Annotated in this window: 17 protein-coding genes and 1 tRNA gene; 6 read left to right on the top strand and 12 right to left on the bottom strand. The window is 34.4% G+C overall.

Features of this window, described 5'->3' with window-relative positions; translation table 11 throughout:
- Positions 1-15 precede the first annotated feature (15 nt).
- Entirely contained in the window at positions 16-1392 is a 1377-nt protein-coding gene (locus ACKC83_RS07555) for a peptide MFS transporter (RefSeq protein ID WP_414036295.1), read from the bottom strand.
- Between the two features lie 47 nt (positions 1393-1439).
- Positions 1440-3626 carry a S9 family peptidase gene (locus ACKC83_RS07550; RefSeq protein ID WP_434037596.1) on the bottom strand — a complete coding sequence of 729 codons (2187 nt, stop codon included), beginning with the start codon at positions 3624-3626 and terminating at the stop codon, positions 1440-1442.
- 172 nt (positions 3627-3798) lie between these two features.
- Here ACKC83_RS07550 and ACKC83_RS07545 point away from each other — a divergent pair, with 172 nt between their 5' ends.
- On the top strand, positions 3799-5115 hold the full coding sequence (locus tag ACKC83_RS07545) for a hydroxymethylglutaryl-CoA reductase, degradative (protein ID WP_434037595.1): 1317 nt from the start codon (positions 3799-3801) through the stop codon (positions 5113-5115).
- Positions 5115-6020, top strand: a complete 906-nt coding sequence (locus ACKC83_RS07540) for a GYDIA family GHMP kinase (RefSeq protein WP_434037594.1) — start codon at positions 5115-5117, stop codon at positions 6018-6020. The genes ACKC83_RS07545 and ACKC83_RS07540 overlap by 1 nt, the downstream gene beginning before the upstream one ends.
- Positions 6021-6076: 56 nt before the next feature.
- Here the strand turns inward: ACKC83_RS07540 and ACKC83_RS07535 are convergent, their stop codons facing one another.
- The 7 genes from ACKC83_RS07535 to ACKC83_RS07505 all read right to left on the bottom strand — a co-directional run bounded on the left by ACKC83_RS07535 (position 6077) and on the right by ACKC83_RS07505 (position 13820).
- Positions 6077-8200 (bottom strand): peptidylprolyl isomerase, encoded by a 2124-nt coding sequence (locus ACKC83_RS07535; RefSeq protein WP_434037593.1) that lies wholly within the window; start codon positions 8198-8200, stop codon positions 6077-6079.
- 107 nt (positions 8201-8307) lie between these two features.
- Complete coding sequence (locus ACKC83_RS07530) at positions 8308-9597, bottom strand: hemolysin family protein (RefSeq protein WP_414036300.1); 1290 nt, start codon at positions 9595-9597, stop codon at positions 8308-8310.
- Between the two features lie 9 nt (positions 9598-9606).
- Entirely contained in the window at positions 9607-9795 is a 189-nt protein-coding gene (locus ACKC83_RS07525; RefSeq protein WP_414036301.1) for a hypothetical protein, read from the bottom strand.
- Positions 9796-9829: 34 nt separating this feature from the next.
- Positions 9830-10339 carry an LPS export ABC transporter periplasmic protein LptC gene (gene lptC, locus ACKC83_RS07520; protein WP_414036302.1) on the bottom strand — a complete coding sequence of 170 codons (510 nt, stop codon included), beginning with the start codon at positions 10337-10339 and terminating at the stop codon, positions 9830-9832.
- 31 nt (positions 10340-10370) lie between these two features.
- Positions 10371-11753 carry a hypothetical protein gene (locus tag ACKC83_RS07515; RefSeq protein ID WP_434037592.1) on the bottom strand — a complete coding sequence of 461 codons (1383 nt, stop codon included), beginning with the start codon at positions 11751-11753 and terminating at the stop codon, positions 10371-10373.
- 22 nt (positions 11754-11775) lie between these two features.
- Positions 11776-13092, bottom strand: coding sequence for a hypothetical protein (locus tag ACKC83_RS07510; RefSeq protein WP_434037591.1), 1317 nt, complete (start codon positions 13090-13092; stop codon positions 11776-11778).
- Positions 13089-13820 (bottom strand): type III pantothenate kinase, encoded by a 732-nt coding sequence (locus ACKC83_RS07505; protein ID WP_434037590.1) that lies wholly within the window; start codon positions 13818-13820, stop codon positions 13089-13091. Before ACKC83_RS07505 ends, ACKC83_RS07510 begins: the two co-directional genes overlap by 4 nt.
- A gap of 99 nt (positions 13821-13919) precedes the next feature.
- Between ACKC83_RS07505 and ACKC83_RS07500 the strand changes: the two genes are divergently transcribed.
- Together ACKC83_RS07500 and ACKC83_RS07495 are read left to right on the top strand one after the other, a co-directional pair.
- Positions 13920-13995 (top strand) — tRNA-Phe (locus ACKC83_RS07500).
- 184 nt (positions 13996-14179) lie between these two features.
- On the top strand, positions 14180-15700 hold the full coding sequence (locus tag ACKC83_RS07495) for a GH3 family domain-containing protein (RefSeq protein WP_434037589.1): 1521 nt from the start codon (positions 14180-14182) through the stop codon (positions 15698-15700).
- 3 nt (positions 15701-15703) lie between these two features.
- Here the strand turns inward: ACKC83_RS07495 and ACKC83_RS07490 are convergent, their stop codons facing one another.
- The 3 genes from ACKC83_RS07490 to ACKC83_RS07480 form a co-directional block, all read right to left on the bottom strand.
- Entirely contained in the window at positions 15704-16282 is a 579-nt protein-coding gene (locus ACKC83_RS07490; protein WP_434037588.1) for a hypothetical protein, read from the bottom strand.
- Between the two features lie 67 nt (positions 16283-16349).
- Complete coding sequence (locus ACKC83_RS07485; RefSeq protein WP_414036308.1) at positions 16350-17261, bottom strand: mechanosensitive ion channel family protein; 912 nt, start codon at positions 17259-17261, stop codon at positions 16350-16352.
- 200 nt (positions 17262-17461) lie between these two features.
- Positions 17462-18703, bottom strand: a complete 1242-nt coding sequence (locus ACKC83_RS07480; protein WP_434037587.1) for a cation:proton antiporter — start codon at positions 18701-18703, stop codon at positions 17462-17464.
- A gap of 124 nt (positions 18704-18827) precedes the next feature.
- Here ACKC83_RS07480 and ACKC83_RS07475 point away from each other — a divergent pair, with 124 nt between their 5' ends.
- Together ACKC83_RS07475 and arsS are read left to right on the top strand one after the other, a co-directional pair.
- A complete protein-coding gene (locus tag ACKC83_RS07475; RefSeq protein ID WP_382379992.1) occupies positions 18828-19163 on the top strand; it encodes an arsenosugar biosynthesis-associated peroxidase-like protein in 336 nt (111 codons plus the stop codon).
- A gap of 97 nt (positions 19164-19260) precedes the next feature.
- The gene (gene arsS / locus ACKC83_RS07470; protein WP_434037586.1) at positions 19261-20316 is read left to right on the top strand and encodes an arsenosugar biosynthesis radical SAM (seleno)protein ArsS; all 1056 of its coding nucleotides are present in this window, start codon (positions 19261-19263) and stop codon (positions 20314-20316) included.
- The last annotated feature ends 30 nt before the right edge of the window (positions 20317-20346 follow it).

The following is a 20346-nucleotide window of genomic DNA, read 5'->3' as shown; positions in this document are numbered from 1 at the left end:
TAAATAGCGCCTGGTTTAATGTGCTACTTCACGCTCGTCATCTTCGGCACCATGCGTAAGCACCTCTAATTTTTTTCTGAATATTAACATAACTAATCCAAAAACAACACAGAAAATAGCGATACCAGTAAATATGGTAAATTCACCTAAACTTTCTGAAGCTTCCCCTAGAGTCCCTGCCAATTTATTTCCAATACCAGTCATTGCGAAATATACACCCATAATTAAAGACGCATATTTAACCGGTGCTAATTTCGTGATGTATGATAAAGCCACTGGAGATAAAGATAATTCTCCAATTGTATGGAATAAGTAAGCCAATACTAACCAATACATAGCCGATCCTCCTTGACCATCTACTATAGGTCCGTTTGCATTAAATTGTGCTGCAGCCGCTGTCATGAAAAAGAATCCCATTCCCATTATAATAAGACCTACAATCATTTTAAAAAGTGATGTAGATACTTTTCCTTTTAACTTTCTATGTGCCCAATAACCAGCAACCGTTGTTCCTAATAAAATAATAAACATGGCATTAAAAGATTGGAACCATGATGCAGGAAACTCCCACCCCATTATCATTCTGTTAGTTTTTTCTGAAGCATAAATATTCATTAAACCTCCGGCTTGTTCAAAAGCTCCCCAAAACACTATCACTAAAAAGAACGAAATAAATAATACTATAATTCTATCTTTTTCAATTTTAGTTAATGGCTTATCTAAAATTTCTTGATCTGCTAAACCTTCAGCATTTTCTTCATGACTTAAAGTATCATGTAAATACTTCTGACCAGCGATATATTGAATTAAACCTAACGTCATTCCTATTCCGGCTAAACCGAAACCGTAATGCCATCCGTAAACTTCACCTACATATCCAACGATTATACTAGATAAAAAGGCACCTATATTAATACCAATATAAAAAATAGTAAATCCTTTATCTCGTCGTATATCACCTTTTTTGTAAAGACCTCCTACCATGGTAGAAATGTTTGGCTTTAATAAACCAACTCCTAAAATAATTAATCCTAGACCACTATAAAATGCCCACATTTCTTCAACTGCAAGAATACCATGTCCTGCAACTAACAGAATTCCTCCATAAAGTACGGCTTTCTTTTGTCCGAAAAACTTATCGGCAAGCCAGCCTCCTGGGATTGATGCTACATACACTAACATAGTATAAGTTCCATATAAGGATAAGGCTTCTCCATTGGTCCAACCTAATCCTGCATTCGCATCTTTAGTTTCGGCTACTAAATACAGTACTAAGATGGCACGCATACCGTAATACGAAAAGCGTTCCCACATTTCTGTAAAGAACAATACATATAGTCCTATAGGATGACCAAATATTTCTTTCTGTTTAACATCAATCGATTCTGTCATGTGTAATTTTATTAGTTATTAGTTATACGTTATAAAGGGTTTTCTGTTTATAATTTATCGCCTAAAGTGCGATCTAAAAAATTAGTCATCTTAGTATACAAATGTAATCTTGTGTTACCACCATAAATACCATGATCGTTATCTGGGTACAACATCCATTCGAATTGTTTATTCGCTTGAATTAAAGCTTCTATCATTTGCATAGAATTCTGTACATGTACATTATCGTCTCCAGTTCCGTGAACCAGTAGAAAATCTCCTTTCAATTTGTCAACATGATTAATCGGAGAATTTTCGTCGTAACCCGAAGCATTTTCTTGAGGAGTAGTCATGTAACGTTCTGTATATATAGAATCGTAAAATCTCCAACTGGTAACGGGTGCAACTGCAATTGCCATTTTAAACACATCGTTTCCTTTAAAGATTGCATTACTACTCATAAAGCCACCAAAGCTCCATCCCCAAATCCCAATACGCTCCTTGTCAATATACGACAAATCTCCTAATTGTTTTGCTGATTGAATTTGGTCTTCCAATTCGAATTTACCCAATTCTTTTTGTGTAGATTTTTTAAATGCAGCACCTTTAAACCCTGTTCCGCGACCATCGACACAAGCAACGATATAACCTTTTGAAGCTAACATTTCGTACCACATATCGTTAGCACCTAACCAAGTATTAGAGACGCTTTGAGATCCTGGTCCAGAATATTGAAACATTAGTAACGGATACGTTTTAGAAGCATCGAAATGAGATGGTTTAATCATCCACATATTTAAATCGTTACCATTAACTTTAATTGTACTAAATTCTTTTGGTGAGATATCGTATGCCTCTAATTTATCCGATAACGCTTTGTTGTCTTTAATAACCTTAATAACTGCTCCTGTTTTTGAATTGTTTAGAGTATATAAAGGCGGTGTATTTGCATTAGAGAATGTATTAATAAAATAGGTGAAATCTGCGCTAAAAGAGGCCGCATTTGTTCCTACTTTATTAGATAAATGAATTTTCTTTTTACCATTTAAACCAATACTGTACACATCGCGGTTTATTGATCCATTTTCTACAGACTGATAAAAAATACGTTTCGATTTTTTGTCGAAACCATAATAATTAGTCACTTCCCAATCTCCTGTAGTGATTTGATTGATTAGCTTTCCATCTTTTTTATAGTGATAGATATGGTTGTATCCGTCTTTTTCGCTCGTCCAAATAAAACTATTATCGTCTAAGAAGGTTAAGTTATCGGTAATATCTACATACGCATCATCTGTATCTGTAAGCACTAATGTAGCCGACATATCTGAAGCATCAATCATCCATAAATCCAATTCGTTCTGATGTCTATTGGTATACTGCGCACTTAAAATATCTGCCTCGTTTGTCCATTTAATTCTAGGAATATAAAAGTCTGAATAGTTCTTATCTAATGAGACTTCGGCTGTTTTATCTGTTTTTAAGTTATAAACATGAAGTGACACTTCTGAATTCGCCTCACCTGCTTTTGGATATTTAAACACATTTTGTTGCGGGTATAGCGCTGTGCCGTAAATGTCCATAGAAAATTCAGGAACTTCAGATTCATCAAATCGAATAAATGCAATTTTATCACCTGTAGCATTCCATTCAAAAGCACGAACAAAAGCAAATTCTTCTTCGTAAACCCAGTCTGTAATTCCGTTTATAATTTTATTATCTACACCATCCGATGTAAATTTTGTGGTTTCACCAGTATTTAAATCTTTTATAAACAGATTATTGTTTAATCCATAAGCTACTTTGGTACCATCTGGAGAAAAAGTAGGTTCTTGAATCTTTTCATCAGAAATCGCTATAATTTTATTCGTAGCGGTGTCGAAAACAAAATATTTTCCTAAAGTCGAACGTCTAAAAATAGATTCTACTTCTGTAGCCAAAAGCACTTTACTTTCGTCTTTACTAAACGTATAATCTGTAAAATAGGCAATCTCTGATAAGTTTCCAGAATTCACCAAAGACTTCTCTTTACTTAAGGTTTTATAATCGTAGATATCGATAGAAGAGGTTCTCGATTTACCATCGAAATTTAATACAGAATACTCCTGACCATTGGCCATAGAATGTAAAGATTGCATGCGCTCTGTTCTAAAACCGCCTTTCCAAATATCTTCTAAATTAATTTGTTTTTCTTGTGCTGAAACTAAACCTGATGTTAAAACAAACAACAGTAATAATGGAGAATAATACTTCACGTATAATTATTTATAAATTAGTTAAAAATAGGGAATTTTCAAAGGCTCCGAATTTAGTAAAAATTAACCGAATTCACACCTCAATTTTTAGTTTAAATGAGCAATACAGCGGTTTAAAACCATAAATTAGCTTATATTAATACTATCTTTGCAGGATTAAATAAAAAATTGAATGAGTAAAACGATTTCAGGTTTTTCAAAACTATCTAAGTCAGAAAAAATAGATTGGCTTGTTAATGCGTATTTCGACAAGCAAGAAGATACCAAAACTATTTTAAAACAATATTGGAATTCTAACGATAAACTACAACAACTACACGACGAGTTTATAGAAAACACCATAACAAACTATTATTTACCATTAGGTGTCGCTCCTAATTTCTTAATTAACGATAAGCTTTACACCATCCCAATGGCTATCGAAGAAAGTTCTGTCGTTGCTGCCGCAAGTAAGGCCGCTAAGTTTTGGTTGGATCGAGGCGGATTTAAAACCTCGGTAATCTCCACCACTAAAATCGGACAAGTACACTTTATATATAAAGGAGATCACGCGCGTTTAAAAGAGTATTTTAATACCGTTAAATCTAAACTTTTAGAAGCTGTAAAACCACTTTCTAAAAACATGGAAAAACGTGGTGGTGGTATTTTAGATATTGAGTTACGCGATAAGACAGCTGCTATTCCTGACTATTTTCAGTTACATGTCTCATTTGAAACTGCTGATGCTATGGGAGCGAATTTTATTAATTCGTGTTTAGAACAATTTGCTAAAACATTTAAATCTGAAGCTCTAAATTTTGAAGGTTTCACCACTGAAGAAGCCAACATAGAAATTGTAATGAGCATACTTTCTAATTATGTTCCAGACTGTTTAGTTCGAGCAGAAGTAAGTTGTAAAGTTGAAGAATTAACCGAAAACAAATCCATACCTGCAGATGTTTTTGCTAAGAAGTTTATACAAGCTGTAAAGATTGCCGAGATAGAACCTTTCCGTGCCGTAACGCACAACAAAGGCATAATGAATGGTATTGATGCCGTTGTACTAGCTACTGGAAACGACTTTAGAGCGGTAGAAGCTGGCGTACATGCTTATGCCTCTAGAAGCGGATCGTATAGCAGTTTGTCTCATGCTAAAATAGAAGATGGCATATTCACCTTTTGGATGGAAATACCGTTAGCGCTAGGTACTGTAGGTGGTTTAACAAATTTACATCCGTTAGTAAAACTCTCTTTAGAGATGCTAGATAAGCCAAATGCAAAAGAGCTCATGCAGATTGTAGCTGTGGCCGGTTTAGCCCAAAATTTCGGAGCATTACGTTCGTTAACTACGACAGGAATTCAGGAAGGCCACATGAAGATGCATTTAATGAATATATTAAATCAGTTGGAAGCAAATCCTGAAGAAAAAACAGCCATAGTAAATCATTTTAAAACACATACGGTTTCACATAGTGCAGCTGTAGAAGCTTTAGAAAAATTACGCCAATAATGGAGACATTTTACAGCAATGGAAAACTTTTAATCACTGCAGAATATTTGGTTTTAAACGGAGCTAAAGCTTTGGCATTACCAACTAAATTCGGGCAATCATTAACGGTTGAGACGCATGCAGATGCAGGCATACGTTGGCAAAGTTTTAATAGTGAGAATGAAGTTTGGTTAGACACACAGCTTAGTTATAGCAAGCAAACGCTTGTTCCTGATATAGAAAATGATCTTACCTTAAGATTGGCGTCTATATTAAATGTAGCTAAACAATTAAATCCTAATTTCCTAAAACAAGAAAAAGGTTTAAAGGTAAAAACCTACTTAGACTTTCCTACAAATTGGGGTTTAGGCACATCGTCTACTTTAATAAATAACATTGCAAATTGGGCTGCCGTAAACCCCTATAAACTTCTAGAACTCACATTTGGTGGTAGCGGTTACGATATTGCCTGTGCGTCTAATAATACACCAATTACGTATACATTAGATAAAAAATCGCCCATTGTTAAACCAGTTATTTTTAAACCTGAGTTTTCTAACCACATCTATTTTGTGCATTTAAATATGAAGCAAAATAGCCGTGAAGGTATTGCGCATTATAAATCAAATCCTTCTGATAAATCTGAAGCGATTAAAGCCATCAATACAATTACAGAGGACTTATTACACTGTACCGATTTAAACGCTTTTAACACCTTAGTAGATGCTCACGAAGCTATAATTGCCGACATAGTGAATTTGAATCCCGTGAAAGCTTCTTTGTTCTCTGATTTCTCAGGAAGCATTAAAAGTTTAGGGGCTTGGGGCGGAGATTTTGTTATGGTATCGTCGGCAGAAAATCCAACCGATTACTTTAAACAGAAAGGATATCACACCATCTTGTCTTATCAAGACATGATATTATAAAACAAAAAAAATCCTCATCTAACGATGAGGATTTTTTATTCTAGGTAATCTGTAATTTATTGTACAGACTCAGCTCTATTATCTTCAATTTCTGAAGCATCTTTTAAAGCTTCGTATAACTTAGTATTTACAGCATTTGCTTTTTGTTGCCCAACGCGGTTAGCAAAAGCTTGGTAGTTATCTAATTCTGTAGCTGCTGAAACTTTAGTAACTTCAACCATATACACTCCATTTTCTCCAACTACTAATTTAGAGGTTTCTCCTTCTTTTAAACCGAAAGCTGCACCAACAATAATTGGCTCTCTACCCGCACCAGAAATAGTAGGGTTTTTCATGTTTATAGAAGATGCTGTTTTAACCGTTTGATTTTCTTCTGAAGCTAATGCATCTAAAGTAGTCGCTTTTACACGGTCTATAATTAATGCGGCTTTTTTCTCTTTACGAATTTTAGGAACAACAATTGCAGATGCATTATCTGTAGACATTAAACCTGCTTCGTTTTTATTTGTAAGTTGAACGATTGCATATCCACCAGAGATATTGAAACGTTTAACATCTCCTACTTTAGTTTCTTCGTCAAAAGTCCAACGTACGATTTGACGCTGATTGCTTAATCCAGGAATGTTTTCTTGAAGAATTTCAATTCCTTTTACTGGACGAACAGAATAGTTATTTTCTTTAGATACTGCTTGGAAATCTTTATCTGCTATAGCGATTTCAAATTTAGAAGCATCTCTAAATACTTTATCTATTGTTGCATCAGAAGGCTCGATTTCTCTAGCGATAGTTGCAATTTTAACAGCGCGTTCTGTAGCTGTTTGATCTAATATTTCAATAACGTGAAAACCGAAATCTGTTTTTACAACACCGATATCACCTTTACGATTTTCGAAAGCATAGTCTCTAAATTCTGGCACCATTGCATTGTATGTAAACCAGTCTAAAACACCATCGTTTTCATTACTTACTTTATCTGCAGATAATGATAATACATCTGCAAATTTAGAAGGATTTCCTTTTATAACAGCCATTATACTATCTGCTGTTTTTTTAGCTTCAACTTGCGTTTGAACAGTTTCTACTGTAGCCGCACGAGATCCTAAAAACGGAATTAAAATATGTCTAGCTTTAGCTGAGTCTGGTAAGAATTTTTCTTCAACTAATTTAGATAATTTAAAGAAGCCATTATCTTTATAAGGTCCGAATGTACTTCCTACACTCTTGTTATATAAGTTATCTGCTAAGTTTTTTGGTAACGCCGATTTGAAAACAAAACGGTTATCGTATTTAATATCTGAATTAGAATTTACAAATGTTTCTACATCCTTAACCTGAGCAAATCCTAAAATAGTATCGTTGGTTTTTGTAAGATCGTTATAAACTACAGAGTTGTTTAACATATTAGTTAATGAAGTAGAAATCTCTTTTTCATCTTCTAATGAAGCAACCTCTCTAAATTCCACATAATTAATATCTCTAGAAGCTTCTACTTGAAATTCTTTTTTGTGATCTTTTATGTAACTAGAAATTTCCGATTTAGACACCGCAACAGTACTATCTGCTATCGCGCTAAAAGGAATTTGTACATATTTAATATCAACCTTGTTATTTTCTAAACCATGCTCCACTTTACCTTCTGCTAAAGTTCCAGTTACACCAGCCTTTACCATATTAATATAGTCTTGTTGCATACCTGCTGCAGCGATAGATTGTTCGTAATCTACCCATTGTTGGTAACCTTCGGCAGACGTTGCTTTTAGTGTAGCAATGTATTCATTAAGCTTATTTTCATCAAATAGACCAGCTTCGTTTTGAAATTCTGGGCTACCTGCTAAATTTGTTTTTAACAAGTTTCTCATTTGGTCACGTTCTACCGTAAATCCTAAAGAGTTGTATTGAGACTCCATTACAGCTTGTCTTAATTCTTGATTCCAAACCGTATTCATTGCTTGTGTGTTAGTCACACCCTGTCCCATTTGTCTTTGTGCGAATTCTACTTTACGCAAAAAGTCTTCTCTAGAAATTTCTTTCCCATTTATTGTAGCAACAACACTCTGAGATTTATTTGCTAATGCATCACCATTTTGGAATAAACCAGAAAGTACAAAAGAGAATAAAGCTAAAGCGATAATAAGGATTAAGAAAAGTGAACGTTGTCTAATTTTATTTAAAACTGCCATTGGTCATTTAAATTATATGAAATATTGGGCGCGAAAATACCATTTTCCTTTTAATTATAAAAGGAGAAAACATCAATAATTCATTTAATTTGTACCAATTAGAGAATTTATTCTCCCTTTACAATGGTAAGTGCGACTAAGTCAATTTTAGTATTGGACACTTCTAGAATACTAAAGCGAAAATCCCCTATAACGACAACTTCATTTTTACTTGGAATTTCTTCAGTATGATTTACAATAAAGCCTCCTAAAGTGCCGTAGTTTTCACTCTCAGGAATATTTAATTTGTAATTTTCGTTTAAATAATCGATTTCGAATCGTGCAGAAAAAGTATAATTCTCATCGTCTATTTTTTCTTCAATTAAGTCAATGGTATCGTGCTCGTCTTCAATTTCTCCAAACAATTCCTCTACAATATCTTCAACAGTCATTATTCCAGATGTCCCACCATATTCGTCTATAACCACCGCAATACTTTTACGCTTTTTAATCAGGATACTTAATATATCTTTCACTAACATGGTTTCTGGTACAAACTCTACAGGAAGTAAAATAGACTTTATTGTTTTGGGCTTTTTAAAAAGCTCGAACGAATGCACGTATCCAAGAATATCGTCTATGGTATCTTTATACACAATAATTTTAGAACAGCCGGTTTCTGTAAACAGACTATTTAAAACTCGTGGAGATTCCTGAATTTCGACTGCAATTATTTCTGTTCTAGGCACCATGACTTCACGTGCTTTCACTTCGGAAAACTCTAGCGCATTTTGAAATATTTGAATTTCAGAATCGACTTCGTCATGCTCTTCAACAGACTTCATTTGTTCTGTAATATAGTTTCCTAATTCTACCTTGGAGAATGCCAATTGCACTTGGTCGCCTTCCGTTTTAAAGAAACGTCTCAATACAAAATTAGATACCCAAAGCACAAAGTCTGATATCCAAGAAAAGAAACCATAAAATATGTAAGCCGGAACTGCAAAAAATTTAATTAATGTATTAGCGTATATCTGAAAGAATACTTTTGGTAAAAATTCGGCAGTTATTAAAATAACTAGTGTAGATATAACGGTTTGCGTTAGCAGACTTAAATCATTCAACATATAAGTAATAAATGTCGAATTTGATGGTAACATGGATTGAAACCAATTAACGAGCAAATCGCCCATAAAAAACCCATAGATAACCAAAGCAATATTGTTACCAATTAGCATGGTTGCAATAAACTTTGAAGGTTTAGCCGTAAGTCTTGTTAAGACATTAGCTAAAAATCCATCTTGTTTTTTCTCGATTTCGATATGTATTTTATTGGAAGACACATAGGCAATTTCCATACCCGAAAAAAAAGCAGATAGAATTAACGATACTACGATAATGATGATTTCTGGACTCATCTAAAACAATTAGTCTTTATTATCGAATTTCTTGTTGAACCTCTTCCTGAAGAAAAACATAAATATAGCGGCACCAGCAAGCAATAACGATCCATAATCTACAACTCCTGTTATCATGTATTTATTTACAACCTGATATAAGAACACAACGGCAAATATTAAATATGCGTATTGAAAGAACTTAAATGATTTATTCATGGTAAAAATTTAATTTGAAACAAAGGTAACTAAATTATTCATCAAGTGTGATAATTCCATTAATTTCAAGAACTTCTGCTTCTTTAAAGTTAGCATCAGAATCGAAACCATTTCCATGTATTAAATCGCCATCTGTTCTAAAGGTTACAGGCTGGTTGGTAGATAACCATTGTTTATTTTGGTCGTAGTATAACTGATCGCCAAACAGAGTATCGTTTAAGTAGGTTGCTAATACAACATTCCCTTGTAAATCGATTAAACCCGTTTTGTCGTACGCTATAGCATAATCGGCTAAAACCGTACTTTTATTATTGTCTTTATCGAATAGATATAATGTAATGCCTTCTGTAAATTCCGAATATGGAAATTCTCGATTAGAATAATCTAGCATTTTCGGACTAATTAAATTGGCTTTTACTTTTCCTGAATCGGTATATTTAAGGTCGATATTCTCTGCTATACCCACTGGAACGTTAAAAGCAACCTCTGGTTTTAAATCTACAGCACAGGAAAAAAACATGGTCATAGCAAAAGCTATGACCATGAAAAAAATATTATGATGTTTTGATAACATATTAAATGTTTGGTACTGTTACGCTAGAACCAATCCAACATCCGATTTTAATGGTTTGACCACCATTTCCTTCAGAGAAGATATCAGATTTTTGCGGTGCTTTAGCTCTATAACTTGTAGCCGATTGCGCTGCGTGAGATTTTAAAGTTGGATCTACACGTCCTGCCTTCGCAGCTTCGTCTGCTGCTAACCAGAATACAGCACGTTTGTTAAATGTTGTTGTTCCACAATCGTTAGCACTTGCGGCATACATGGCTGCAATTTGTAAGTGAGGACGACCGTTAGATGGGTTTAAACTTAAAGACTCACGGTAATAGCTTCTAGCTTTAGAATATACGCCGCTTCTCTTTAACTTATCTGCAATCTTACTATATAATTTTGCTTTCTTGTAGTTGTCTGTTTCTAAACTTAATGCTTGCTCGTAGTATTTAAGAGCTTCGCTAGATTTGTTTTCTTTATCTTTTAATAACCCTAAGAAGTATGCAGAGTTTGCAGATGGGTTTAAATCGTGATATGCATTTACTATTTTAAAGTATAATGGGTCACTAGTACAATCTTTCTCAGACATTTTACCAGCTGCTCTTTGTAACCAAACAGCATCTGTTTTGTTTGCTTCGAAATCTTTTTGGTATAATGGAATTAAATTCTCACAGTTTGCACGTTCACCTAATTTACCATTAATACTTCCACCAATTTTATCGTAAGCATCTAAATAACTAGAGTAGTATTTTTTATACTTTACTTCGGTACTTGTTAAAGCTGTACCAGCTTCTTCTTTAGCGATTAATTTATTTAAATCTTCAGAATAGTTTTTTACTTCTTCGTCTACACGTTCAGTAACATCATCGTATTTATTAAATAAATCTTGAGCTGTTTTTTGTTTAGCATCATACAAATCTACCATTAAAGAAAAGTATGTATATAAACCTTTAGGATTTTTAAAGTGTTCCTTGTCTGTAGTATAAGCTTTATCAAATGCATTATAAACTTCAAGGTCAGACAATCCTAATTCTGCTTTATTATCATACATTAACTGAGCTTTATCAGTTAAAACCTCACCTTGGGTAGTTCTAGATGGGAAATTCACCAATTCTTCATCCCATAGTTTCATTAGATCTTCTATGTAAGCCTTTTTTTCTGCTCCGGTAGAATTCTCAATTTTATAATCTAAAATTTTGTTACCATCAATAATAATTGCTTTATTATATTTAGGACATGCTTTCCTTACTTCCATCCAAGGCGTATAAGCTGCATCAAAATTCTTTGCTTTCACATATTCGTGAAAAATAGACAATTTGGTAGGACATTCTTCTTGACCTTGTGCGAAACTGTTAGTCAGTCCCAAGCATAGCAATGCTACTATTAAAGTAACTTTCATTTTCATAATTTTTATTTTTGCGTAATAGTTAATCAAATTTTCGTTTTACAAACCATCTATCATTTAAAGATAAACTTATGCTAAAGTTAATAAAGTTTTCTTGAATTAAATTCTTAGAAGTAGTACCTCTTTTTCCGAATTCAACACCAATGTTCGCATTAGAAAAAATAGTCCCTAATGGTAACCCTGCACCAAAAGATATGCCAAACTCGTTAATCTCCTCTTCATTAATCACTAAACCTGTCTTTTGAGTTCTAAAACCGGCACGATATACAACACGATTCCAGTAGCCTGTAAACGCATTATATTTCGGAATATAAAATCCTCCTACAGATAATCCAAAGGCATCTTCATACTCTACATTATTACTTTCAGTACGGTCATTAGTTACGTCGCTAGTATTCTCAAAGGTTGTTTCTACCCCGACAAACCAATGTCTTGGTTGTCCGATTCCTGTTCCTATAGAAAACCTTGAGGCCACATCTACATCTGTTTCTAACATGCCTGCATCAATAAGCGATTGCTCGCCATCTATGGTACTTACTACAGTTTCTGTTTGCGCTGCTGAATTTACAATAACCGTAGAAAATGATCTAGAATTTTTAGACTTAAAAGTACTACTAGGTGCATACGTTGCTGAAGACACCCATTCAAAGTCATCGAAAATAAGTGTTTTATAGGTCATACCAAAATTAAAACTTAATCCGCTTAAATCCGATCTATTATTTTGTCTTGTTTGGTAACTTATTAACTGGCCATCGGTATCGTAAATATACTGAAGAATATTATTTTTAATATTCCCGAAGCCGTATTGTGCATCTACACCAATACTTAACTCTTTTGTTACTAAAAATCCTGCAGAAAGAAATGCTTTATTTAAACCACCTTCTCCTGTAAAGCGGTTTTGAAGATCGCCATTATCGTAATTTGTTTGAAGTTTATAACCTACAGATGAATAAGGCATAAGCCCAAAACCAACACCGAAGCGTCCTACGGGTAAGGATAAGGCTATATAATCGAAGGTTGAAGAACTTGCATTATCTGAAACGCCATTCTCTTCCATTGAAGAACTAGTATGACTCCCTCCAATAGAAAATTTCACTGGACGACTTTCGCCACCATACATTTTTAAATTCTCTGATGCGTAAGAAGCGGGATTGCGTAAATTAACATGTATACTATCACTGTAGATACTAAGCCCTCCCATACTTTTATTTTCGACAGTCCCTTTAAATTTAAGGTTTCCAATACCATAGTATGAATAGGGTGAAGCTGTACCACTATTTTGAGCATAACTATTAACTGCAAATGCAGCAATAAAAACTAATACAAGTTTTTTAATCATTCGTGTGAATTAAATTGTAAAATTGAGTTCAATCCTTCTAAAAGAAAATTCGAGTTCGCAAATATGCCACTTTTTAATTGCTTTGACAAGAAATTAGTGTCACCTCCTGTTAAAATAACTGTTAAATCTCTATATTTTCCTTGGTAAATTGAAATGTTCCCATCGATTTCATTTAAAATTCCAAACACTACTCCAGAATGAATGGCAGCATTTGTAGAATTCCCTACAATATCCATGGGTTCTTCCGGAACTAACAACGGTAATTTTGCCGTATAATTGTTTAAAGCCTTGTATCTTAATTGTAATCCTGGAGAAATTCCACCTCCAAAATATATATTGTCCTCAGACACAAAATCATAGGTAATGCATGTTCCTGCATCTATAACCAGTACATTTTTATTTTTATATTGCTCTACGGCGGCGCTAACCAAAGCAATACGATCTATACCCAATGTTTTAGGTGTTGCATACTGGTTAGAAAACGGTACTGGAGTGTCGTGATCTAATAGTAATACGCGACATGCTTTTTGTACAGCTAAAACATCCGATTTTGTTAAATTTCCAACCGAAGAGAGTATCCCTTTCTCTATCGCTGGGTAGATTTCAATAAAATTTTGAAAATTTTTTAAAAAATTTTCTGTGTCTACTATTTTTTTATCTACAATTCTATTTGCTTCAAAAACAGCTAGTTTCACAAAAGAATTTCCGCAATCTATTATTAAATTCATAGAAAATATTTGAAATACGAATCTACGAAAGCATTTTTTTATAAAAAACATTTGGAGAAGAATAAAAAGGTTGTATATTTGCACTCGCAATTACGCACTGGTGCCTTAGCTCAGTTGGTAGAGCAAAGGACTGAAAATCCTTGTGTCCCTGGTTCGATTCCTGGAGGCACCACCAGAAAACCCTGAAAACATTATGTTTTCGGGGTTTTTGTTTTTGTAGTCATTCCTTAAAACATATCTGCACCTTGGCCAAACGCCTGTTACATACGTTTTTTTTTAAGCCAATTTTATTTCTAATTGAGACCACAATCCACGTGAACCTTTAGTATTTTTACCATTGAACTCTATCATAAATCGTTATGGCAATCATTGGCAATATTATAAAAGGTGTTATTCAAATTAAAGACACGCTTACTCCAGAATCTAATCCTGTTGAAAATCAAAAGGAAGTTTTAAAATCACTTCTTGAAACCGCTAAAGACACGGCCTTCGGGAAACACTATAAATTTGAAGCCATTTTAGAGCATGACGATTTTCAATCTCAGTTTTCTAAAACCATTCCCTATTTCGATTATAATAAAATAAACGACGAATGGTGGTACCGCTTACACCAAGACGAAAGTGATATTACTTGGCCTGGAAATCCTGATTATTTTGCACTGAGTTCTGGAACCACAGGAAAAACAAGTAAACGTATTCCTGTAACACAGGATATGATTGAGTCTATTAAAAATGCGGGAATACAGCAAGTATTTGCTTTAAACGCATTCGATTTGCCTCCAGATTTCTTTGAAAAGGAAATTATGATGTTAGGAAGCTCTACCGATTTAATTGAAAAAGAAAACCATAAAGAAGGTGAAATTAGCGGTATTAGCGCGAGTAACATTCCGTTTTGGTTCCGTGGGTATTACAAACCTGGAGAAGATATATCTAAAATAGACGATTGGGACGAGCGTGTAGATCGTATTGCCGAAAATGCCAAAAATTGGGATATTGGAGCGCTAAGCGGGATACCGTCTTGGCTAGAACTCATGCTTAAAAAAGTAATAGACTACCACAATCTTAATAATATTCACGATATATGGCCAAACCTTCAAGTATACACCTCTGGTGGTGTCGCTTTTCAGCCTTACGAAAAAAGCTTTAACGCCCTAATGGGGCACCCAATTACCATTATTGATACGTATTTAGCTTCCGAAGGATTTATCGCATTTCAAGCGCGTCCCGAAACAACATCGATGCAATTAGTGACAGATAATGGTATTTACTTTGAATTTGTACCACTTAAACCTGAATACATTTTAGAAGACGGATCGTTAACAGACGATGCACCATGTATCACTTTGGCAGATGTAGAACTAGATGAAGATTACGTATTAATTATAAGCACAGTTGCTGGAACGTGGCGCTATATTATTGGCGACACCATTATGTTTACAGACATAGAACGTGCCGAAATAAAAATTACAGGGCGTACCAAATTCTTCCTTAACACTGTAGGTTCTCAGCTTTCTGTGAATAAGATGAATGACGCCATGTTGCATTTAGAAGAACAATTCGATATGAAGATCCCTGAATTCACCATTTGCGCGAAGGAATTCGAAGACGGGTTTTACCATTGTTGGTATTTGGGTACCGATAATACAAACCAAGACGTTCAGGCCATTTCCGAAGCCATTGACACCTATTTAAAAGAAGCAAATAAGAATTATGCTGTAGCCCGTTCTAAAGCGCTACAGGGTTTAAAAGTAAAACTGATTAAACCCGAAATATTCTCAGATTGGAATGCTAAAAACAAAAAGAAAGGTGGACAAGTAAAAATGGAACGCGTAATGAATGAGGATAAATTTAAAACTTGGGAAGATTTTGTTAACCCATAATACTTATTGGGTTTCAAGCTTTTTGTCGCGCTCTTCAATTAACAACATAATTTCTTCTGGAGATAGGTAGAAACGTTTTATTCTATCTTTATAGCTATTAGGAATGTTAGCATTATCCAGAATGAAGTTTTTTGTAGCGATAATATAATCTTCCATACCATGAATAATTGCAAACGAGTCTGCATTACGCTCAGCTTCTCTTATAAATTTACCCGAAAACAGATATTTAAATCCGAATATAATTAAGCCAAAAGTCGTACGATTCTGATAATCGCAAATATGCCCCAACTCATGACCCAACCAACCAATAATAACGTTAGATGGAATTAGTTTGGTTGAAAACTCGGAGTTGGAAATTTTAATTTTCTTACTGATAAATATCACATAGCGTCTCCCCTTTTTTCCTATTAATAAACTAGAAAATTGAGGTTGCGCTTGCATGGTCGATTTTTTGATTTCCTTTTTAAATCGAATATCAATCTCGACATCTTGCAATTCAGGATAAAAAGCTAAAGCCGCTCGAGCTTCCTTTTCTATAGATTCTGGTACAGTATGATTTTTTGAAATAGATACAGTAGGCATAGTTTGAGATTGAAATAGAATGACACTTAGAATTAAACAACATTTTAAAAGTAAAGTCTTCACGGTTCTATTCATTTGATGGGCCTTGGGCAGAAACCTCACTCTGAGCATTTCCTCCTAAAAATCCTTCAGGGAAATCCAAAGTACGTATTGGGAATGGTATATTAATATCGTTAGCATCAAACACTTCTTTTATTGCAATTATGGCTTCAGATTTTGCCTTTGCAACTTGTAGTGCCGATGTAGATTTTATCCAAAAACGCGTTTCAAAATTAATAGAACTATCTGCAAACTCGTTATACATAAAAATCACCTCCTGCTTACTAGTTACCGCATCAAAGCGCTCTACAATGGTTTTTACCACTAAATCTCTAACAAACTTTAAATCGGAATCGTAATGTACTCCACATTTTAAAATTACACGAGATTGCGCCGTAGTCGAATAGTTTTTTATAGGACTATCTACTACCATTTTATTTGGAATATATACCAAATTATTATCCGATTGCTTTAACGTTACCGAACGTAAATCAATATTGGTAATCTCACCTTCATAACCATTACTCTCTATCCAATCTCCATATTTAAAAAAGTGAATATAAGATAGCACTACACCAGAATAAAAATTAGCTAAAGCACCTTGTAAGGCCAAACCAACAGCTAAACCTAATACTCCGGCCCCTGCCAAAACAGTATTTAAAGCTTTATCTAAATTTAAAATTCCGAGAACAATAAAAAGCCCTATAATAACAACTACAGCAGATACTAACTTAGAGATCAAGTTTTTCATTGACCGCTGCATACTACTTCTGTCTAATAATTTTAGAACAAGTTTATTAATCTGTTTAGATAGAATTAATACGAAAGTAAATACGATTATGGCAATAATAAAGTTTGGAAGTGCTATAATAATACTATCGAGCCAATGGTCGAGCTTAGATAACATCTTAGACCAAGCTTCTAATAATTTGTCTTTCATATTCATATTACGTGATTTCCTATTTTATTTTAGGATTGATAAGGTACTAAAATAAATCATACCCCCATTAACGCATTTGGTTTTAAAATCGTCGCCATCAGAAAAACAAGCGAACTACCTATCCGTAACAACTTAAAAATCAACAACAAAACAACGACATCTTCTAATCTCTTAAATCTGATTGAAACTCAATAGAAATGCTATTTTATTAGACGTTTTACAAGCGCACTCAATGTTAGTCCTTGTATTAAAATGGAAAAAACCACAAGCATATAGGTAATTACTAAAAATAATTCCCTGTGCATCTCACTTGTTAAACTTAAAGCCAATGCGATTGAGATACCTCCTCGCAATCCGCCCCAAGTCATAATTTTATTCGTTTTAGATCTAAAATCTAATCGTTTTTCGAATATACTTATAGGCCCCTTTAACGAAATATATCTGCTTATTAAGGCTATTGGAATCGCTAATAATCCTGCAAAAATGTAAGCCCACTGAAATTCCAACACAAGCATCTCCATCCCTATTAATACAAACAAAATGGTATTGAGTAAGATATCGACAAGCTCCCAAAACTTATCTACATAGTTCTCCGTTATTTCGGACATTGCAGAGCCTCTTACCGTATCGTTCCCCACAACTAATCCAGCGGTTACCATGGCTAAAGGCGCAGACAAATGCATTTTTTGAGCGATTACAGTTCCTAACATTACGGTCGCCAAAGTAATAATCACTTCCACATCGTAATCGTCTATAGATTTCATCAACCTATAAGTACCATATCCTAGAAGTAATCCTAGAATTACACCTCCAATAACTTCCCGCACAAATAATTCTAAAACCTCATTTACTTGAATACCTCCTGCCCCTGTTGCATTAGCGATCTGGAAAATGGTTAAAAATACGACAACTCCAACACCATCGTTAAACAATGATTCTCCAACAATCTTAGCTTCTAAATCTTTTGGAACTCCAACTTTTTTCAAAATTCCAAGCACCGCAATTGGATCTGTTGGAGAAATTAAGGCTCCAAAAAGCAGACAGTAAATTAAATCGACATTCATATTCAGGAGCGAAAGTACACCGTATACCAATCCTCCAATTAAAAAGGTACTCAACAAAGTGCCTACGGTTGCAAAAACCAAAACGGGCCAACGCTGAATTTTTAATTGTTCGAAATTAGTATGTAAAGCTCCTGCAAACAGCATAAAACTTAACATAACATCTAGCAAGACTGCCCGAAAATCGATCTCTGTAATTAACTTACGTTCGGCCAGCAATAATGTTTTATCGATAGTAGCTATAGCCAAAACAACTAAGGTAAATACCAAAGTAATTAACATTAAACCAATAGTATTTGGTAATTTTAAAAACCTAACATTAATATATCCAAAAGCGGCTGCAAGAGAGACAAGAGTGGTGATAATTATAAAATAATCCATGTAGCGTGTTTAGTGATATTAAAATAAATGATAATTAAGCAGATTAACAAGATGTTAGTATATTCAATTTTAGAAAACAGTAAATTAGCTGTAAATAATTAACAAAACAAACGACATAAACATTATGCAAAAGACATATTACGATCCAGCCGACCTAAAAAAATTCAGTAAAATATCTGATTGGAATGAAGAATTAGGAGAAAAATTTTTCGACTATTACGGAAAAGTTTTTGAAGAAGGCGCGTTAACCGAACGTGAAAAATCGCTAATTGCCCTAGCCGTATCACACACTGTACAATGTCCGTATTGCATTGACGCTTACACAGGCGACGCGTTAAAACGAGGAATAACAAAAGAAGAAATGATGGAAGCCTTACATGTTTCGGCAGCTATTCGTGGTGGCGCTTCTTTAGTTCACGGCGTACAAATGATGAATAAAGTGAACAAATTAGAAATGTAAGTTTAAGGCTGAGAGCCACAATTTTCTCATCCTTTTAATCGAAGCCTGAAATAAAATTAGAGTATTAAATCATTTTACGTACGAGAATACAATATACATGACGCAACAATCACTTCATAAGCGCGAAAATAAATTAGCCCAAAGCAACAAACAATTAGATATCCTTTCTAGCGGTATATTTGAAAACGGAGAACTCCCCACGTTCAAGGCGAAAACATCGGAATCTAATGCCTTTCCCATAATTGCCAAACCTGTGGAAATTCTCCAAATAAACGTGGGTTACATGTGTAATCAAGTGTGCGAACATTGCCATGTAGATGCAGGTCCTGACCGTAAGGAAACCATGACTCGTGAGACCATGCAACAATGCTTAGACATTATAAAAACAACTGCTGCACATACCTTAGATTTAACAGGTGGCGCTCCAGAAATGAACCCTAATTTTAGATGGTTTGTAGAAGAAGCTTCTAAGGCGGGTGTTAAAGATTTTATTGTCCGCTCGAACTTAACAATTATCCGCGCCAATAAAAAATATCACGATTTACCCGAATTTTTCAAAAAACACAACATTCATGTGGTGAGTTCCATGCCTCATTGGACTAAAGGTAAAACAGACAAACAACGTGGCGAGGGTGTATTTAATCAGTCTATTCAAGCCCTTAAAGACTTAAATGCAGTAGGCTACGGTATGCCTAACAGCACATTAAAACTAGACCTAGTGTATAATCCGTCGGGTGCATTTTTACCAGCGAATCAATCGGCTATGGAGAAAGATTTTAAGAAGGCATTATTAGAAGATTTCGACATTCAGTTTCATAATTTATTTGCGATTACTAATTTACCTATCAGTCGGTTTTTAGATTATTTAATTGCTTCAGAAAATTATGAAGATTATATGTATGCATTGGTTGAAGCCTATAATCCGCAGGCCGTAAAAAGCGTCATGTGCATAAATACACTCTCTATTAGTTGGAATGGCTATTTATACGATTGCGATTTTAACCAAATGCTAGAGCTACCAGTAAATAGCAAAGTAAAACACATTTCGGAATATAACGAAGACTTACTAACTGGAAGGGAAATAATTACTTCACAACATTGCTATGGTTGCACGGCAGGTTCTGGAAGTAGTTGCCAAGGTAGTGTCGCATAATTCTTATATTTATATTTTATTATTAATACG

This window comes from Formosa bonchosmolovskayae (genome assembly GCF_051016085.1).
Classification (GTDB): domain Bacteria; phylum Bacteroidota; class Bacteroidia; order Flavobacteriales; family Flavobacteriaceae; genus Formosa.
This window is presented reverse-complemented; position numbering and strand designations above follow the sequence as displayed.

Bases quoted from the DNA above. Each gene is read 5' to 3' on its own strand.
- ACKC83_RS07510 (WP_434037591.1), bottom strand. From the start codon at position 13,092: ATGATTAAAAAACTTGTATTAGTTTTTATTGCTGCATTTGCAGTTAAT.
- ACKC83_RS07525 (WP_414036301.1), bottom strand. From the start codon at position 9,795: ATGAATAAATCATTTAAGTTCTTTCAATACGCATATTTAATATTTGCC.
- ACKC83_RS07480 (WP_434037587.1), bottom strand. From the start codon at position 18,703: ATGGATTATTTTATAATTATCACCACTCTTGTCTCTCTTGCAGCCGCT.
- lptC (WP_414036302.1), bottom strand. From the start codon at position 10,339: ATGGTCATAGCTTTTGCTATGACCATGTTTTTTTCCTGTGCTGTAGAT.
- ACKC83_RS07490 (WP_434037588.1), bottom strand. From the start codon at position 16,282: ATGCCTACTGTATCTATTTCAAAAAATCATACTGTACCAGAATCTATA.
- ACKC83_RS07515 (WP_434037592.1), bottom strand. From the start codon at position 11,753: ATGAAAATGAAAGTTACTTTAATAGTAGCATTGCTATGCTTGGGACTG.
- ACKC83_RS07475 (WP_382379992.1), top strand. From the start codon at position 18,828: ATGCAAAAGACATATTACGATCCAGCCGACCTAAAAAAATTCAGTAAA.
- arsS (WP_434037586.1), top strand. From the start codon at position 19,261: ATGACGCAACAATCACTTCATAAGCGCGAAAATAAATTAGCCCAAAGC.
- ACKC83_RS07485 (WP_414036308.1), bottom strand. From the start codon at position 17,261: ATGAAAGACAAATTATTAGAAGCTTGGTCTAAGATGTTATCTAAGCTC.
- ACKC83_RS07495 (WP_434037589.1), top strand. From the start codon at position 14,180: ATGGCAATCATTGGCAATATTATAAAAGGTGTTATTCAAATTAAAGAC.
- ACKC83_RS07505 (WP_434037590.1), bottom strand. From the start codon at position 13,820: ATGAATTTAATAATAGATTGCGGAAATTCTTTTGTGAAACTAGCTGTT.
- ACKC83_RS07530 (WP_414036300.1), bottom strand. From the start codon at position 9,597: ATGAGTCCAGAAATCATCATTATCGTAGTATCGTTAATTCTATCTGCT.
- ACKC83_RS07540 (WP_434037594.1), top strand. From the start codon at position 5,115: ATGGAGACATTTTACAGCAATGGAAAACTTTTAATCACTGCAGAATAT.
- ACKC83_RS07555 (WP_414036295.1), bottom strand. From the start codon at position 1,392: ATGACAGAATCGATTGATGTTAAACAGAAAGAAATATTTGGTCATCCT.
- ACKC83_RS07535 (WP_434037593.1), bottom strand. From the start codon at position 8,200: ATGGCAGTTTTAAATAAAATTAGACAACGTTCACTTTTCTTAATCCTT.
- ACKC83_RS07545 (WP_434037595.1), top strand. From the start codon at position 3,799: ATGAGTAAAACGATTTCAGGTTTTTCAAAACTATCTAAGTCAGAAAAA.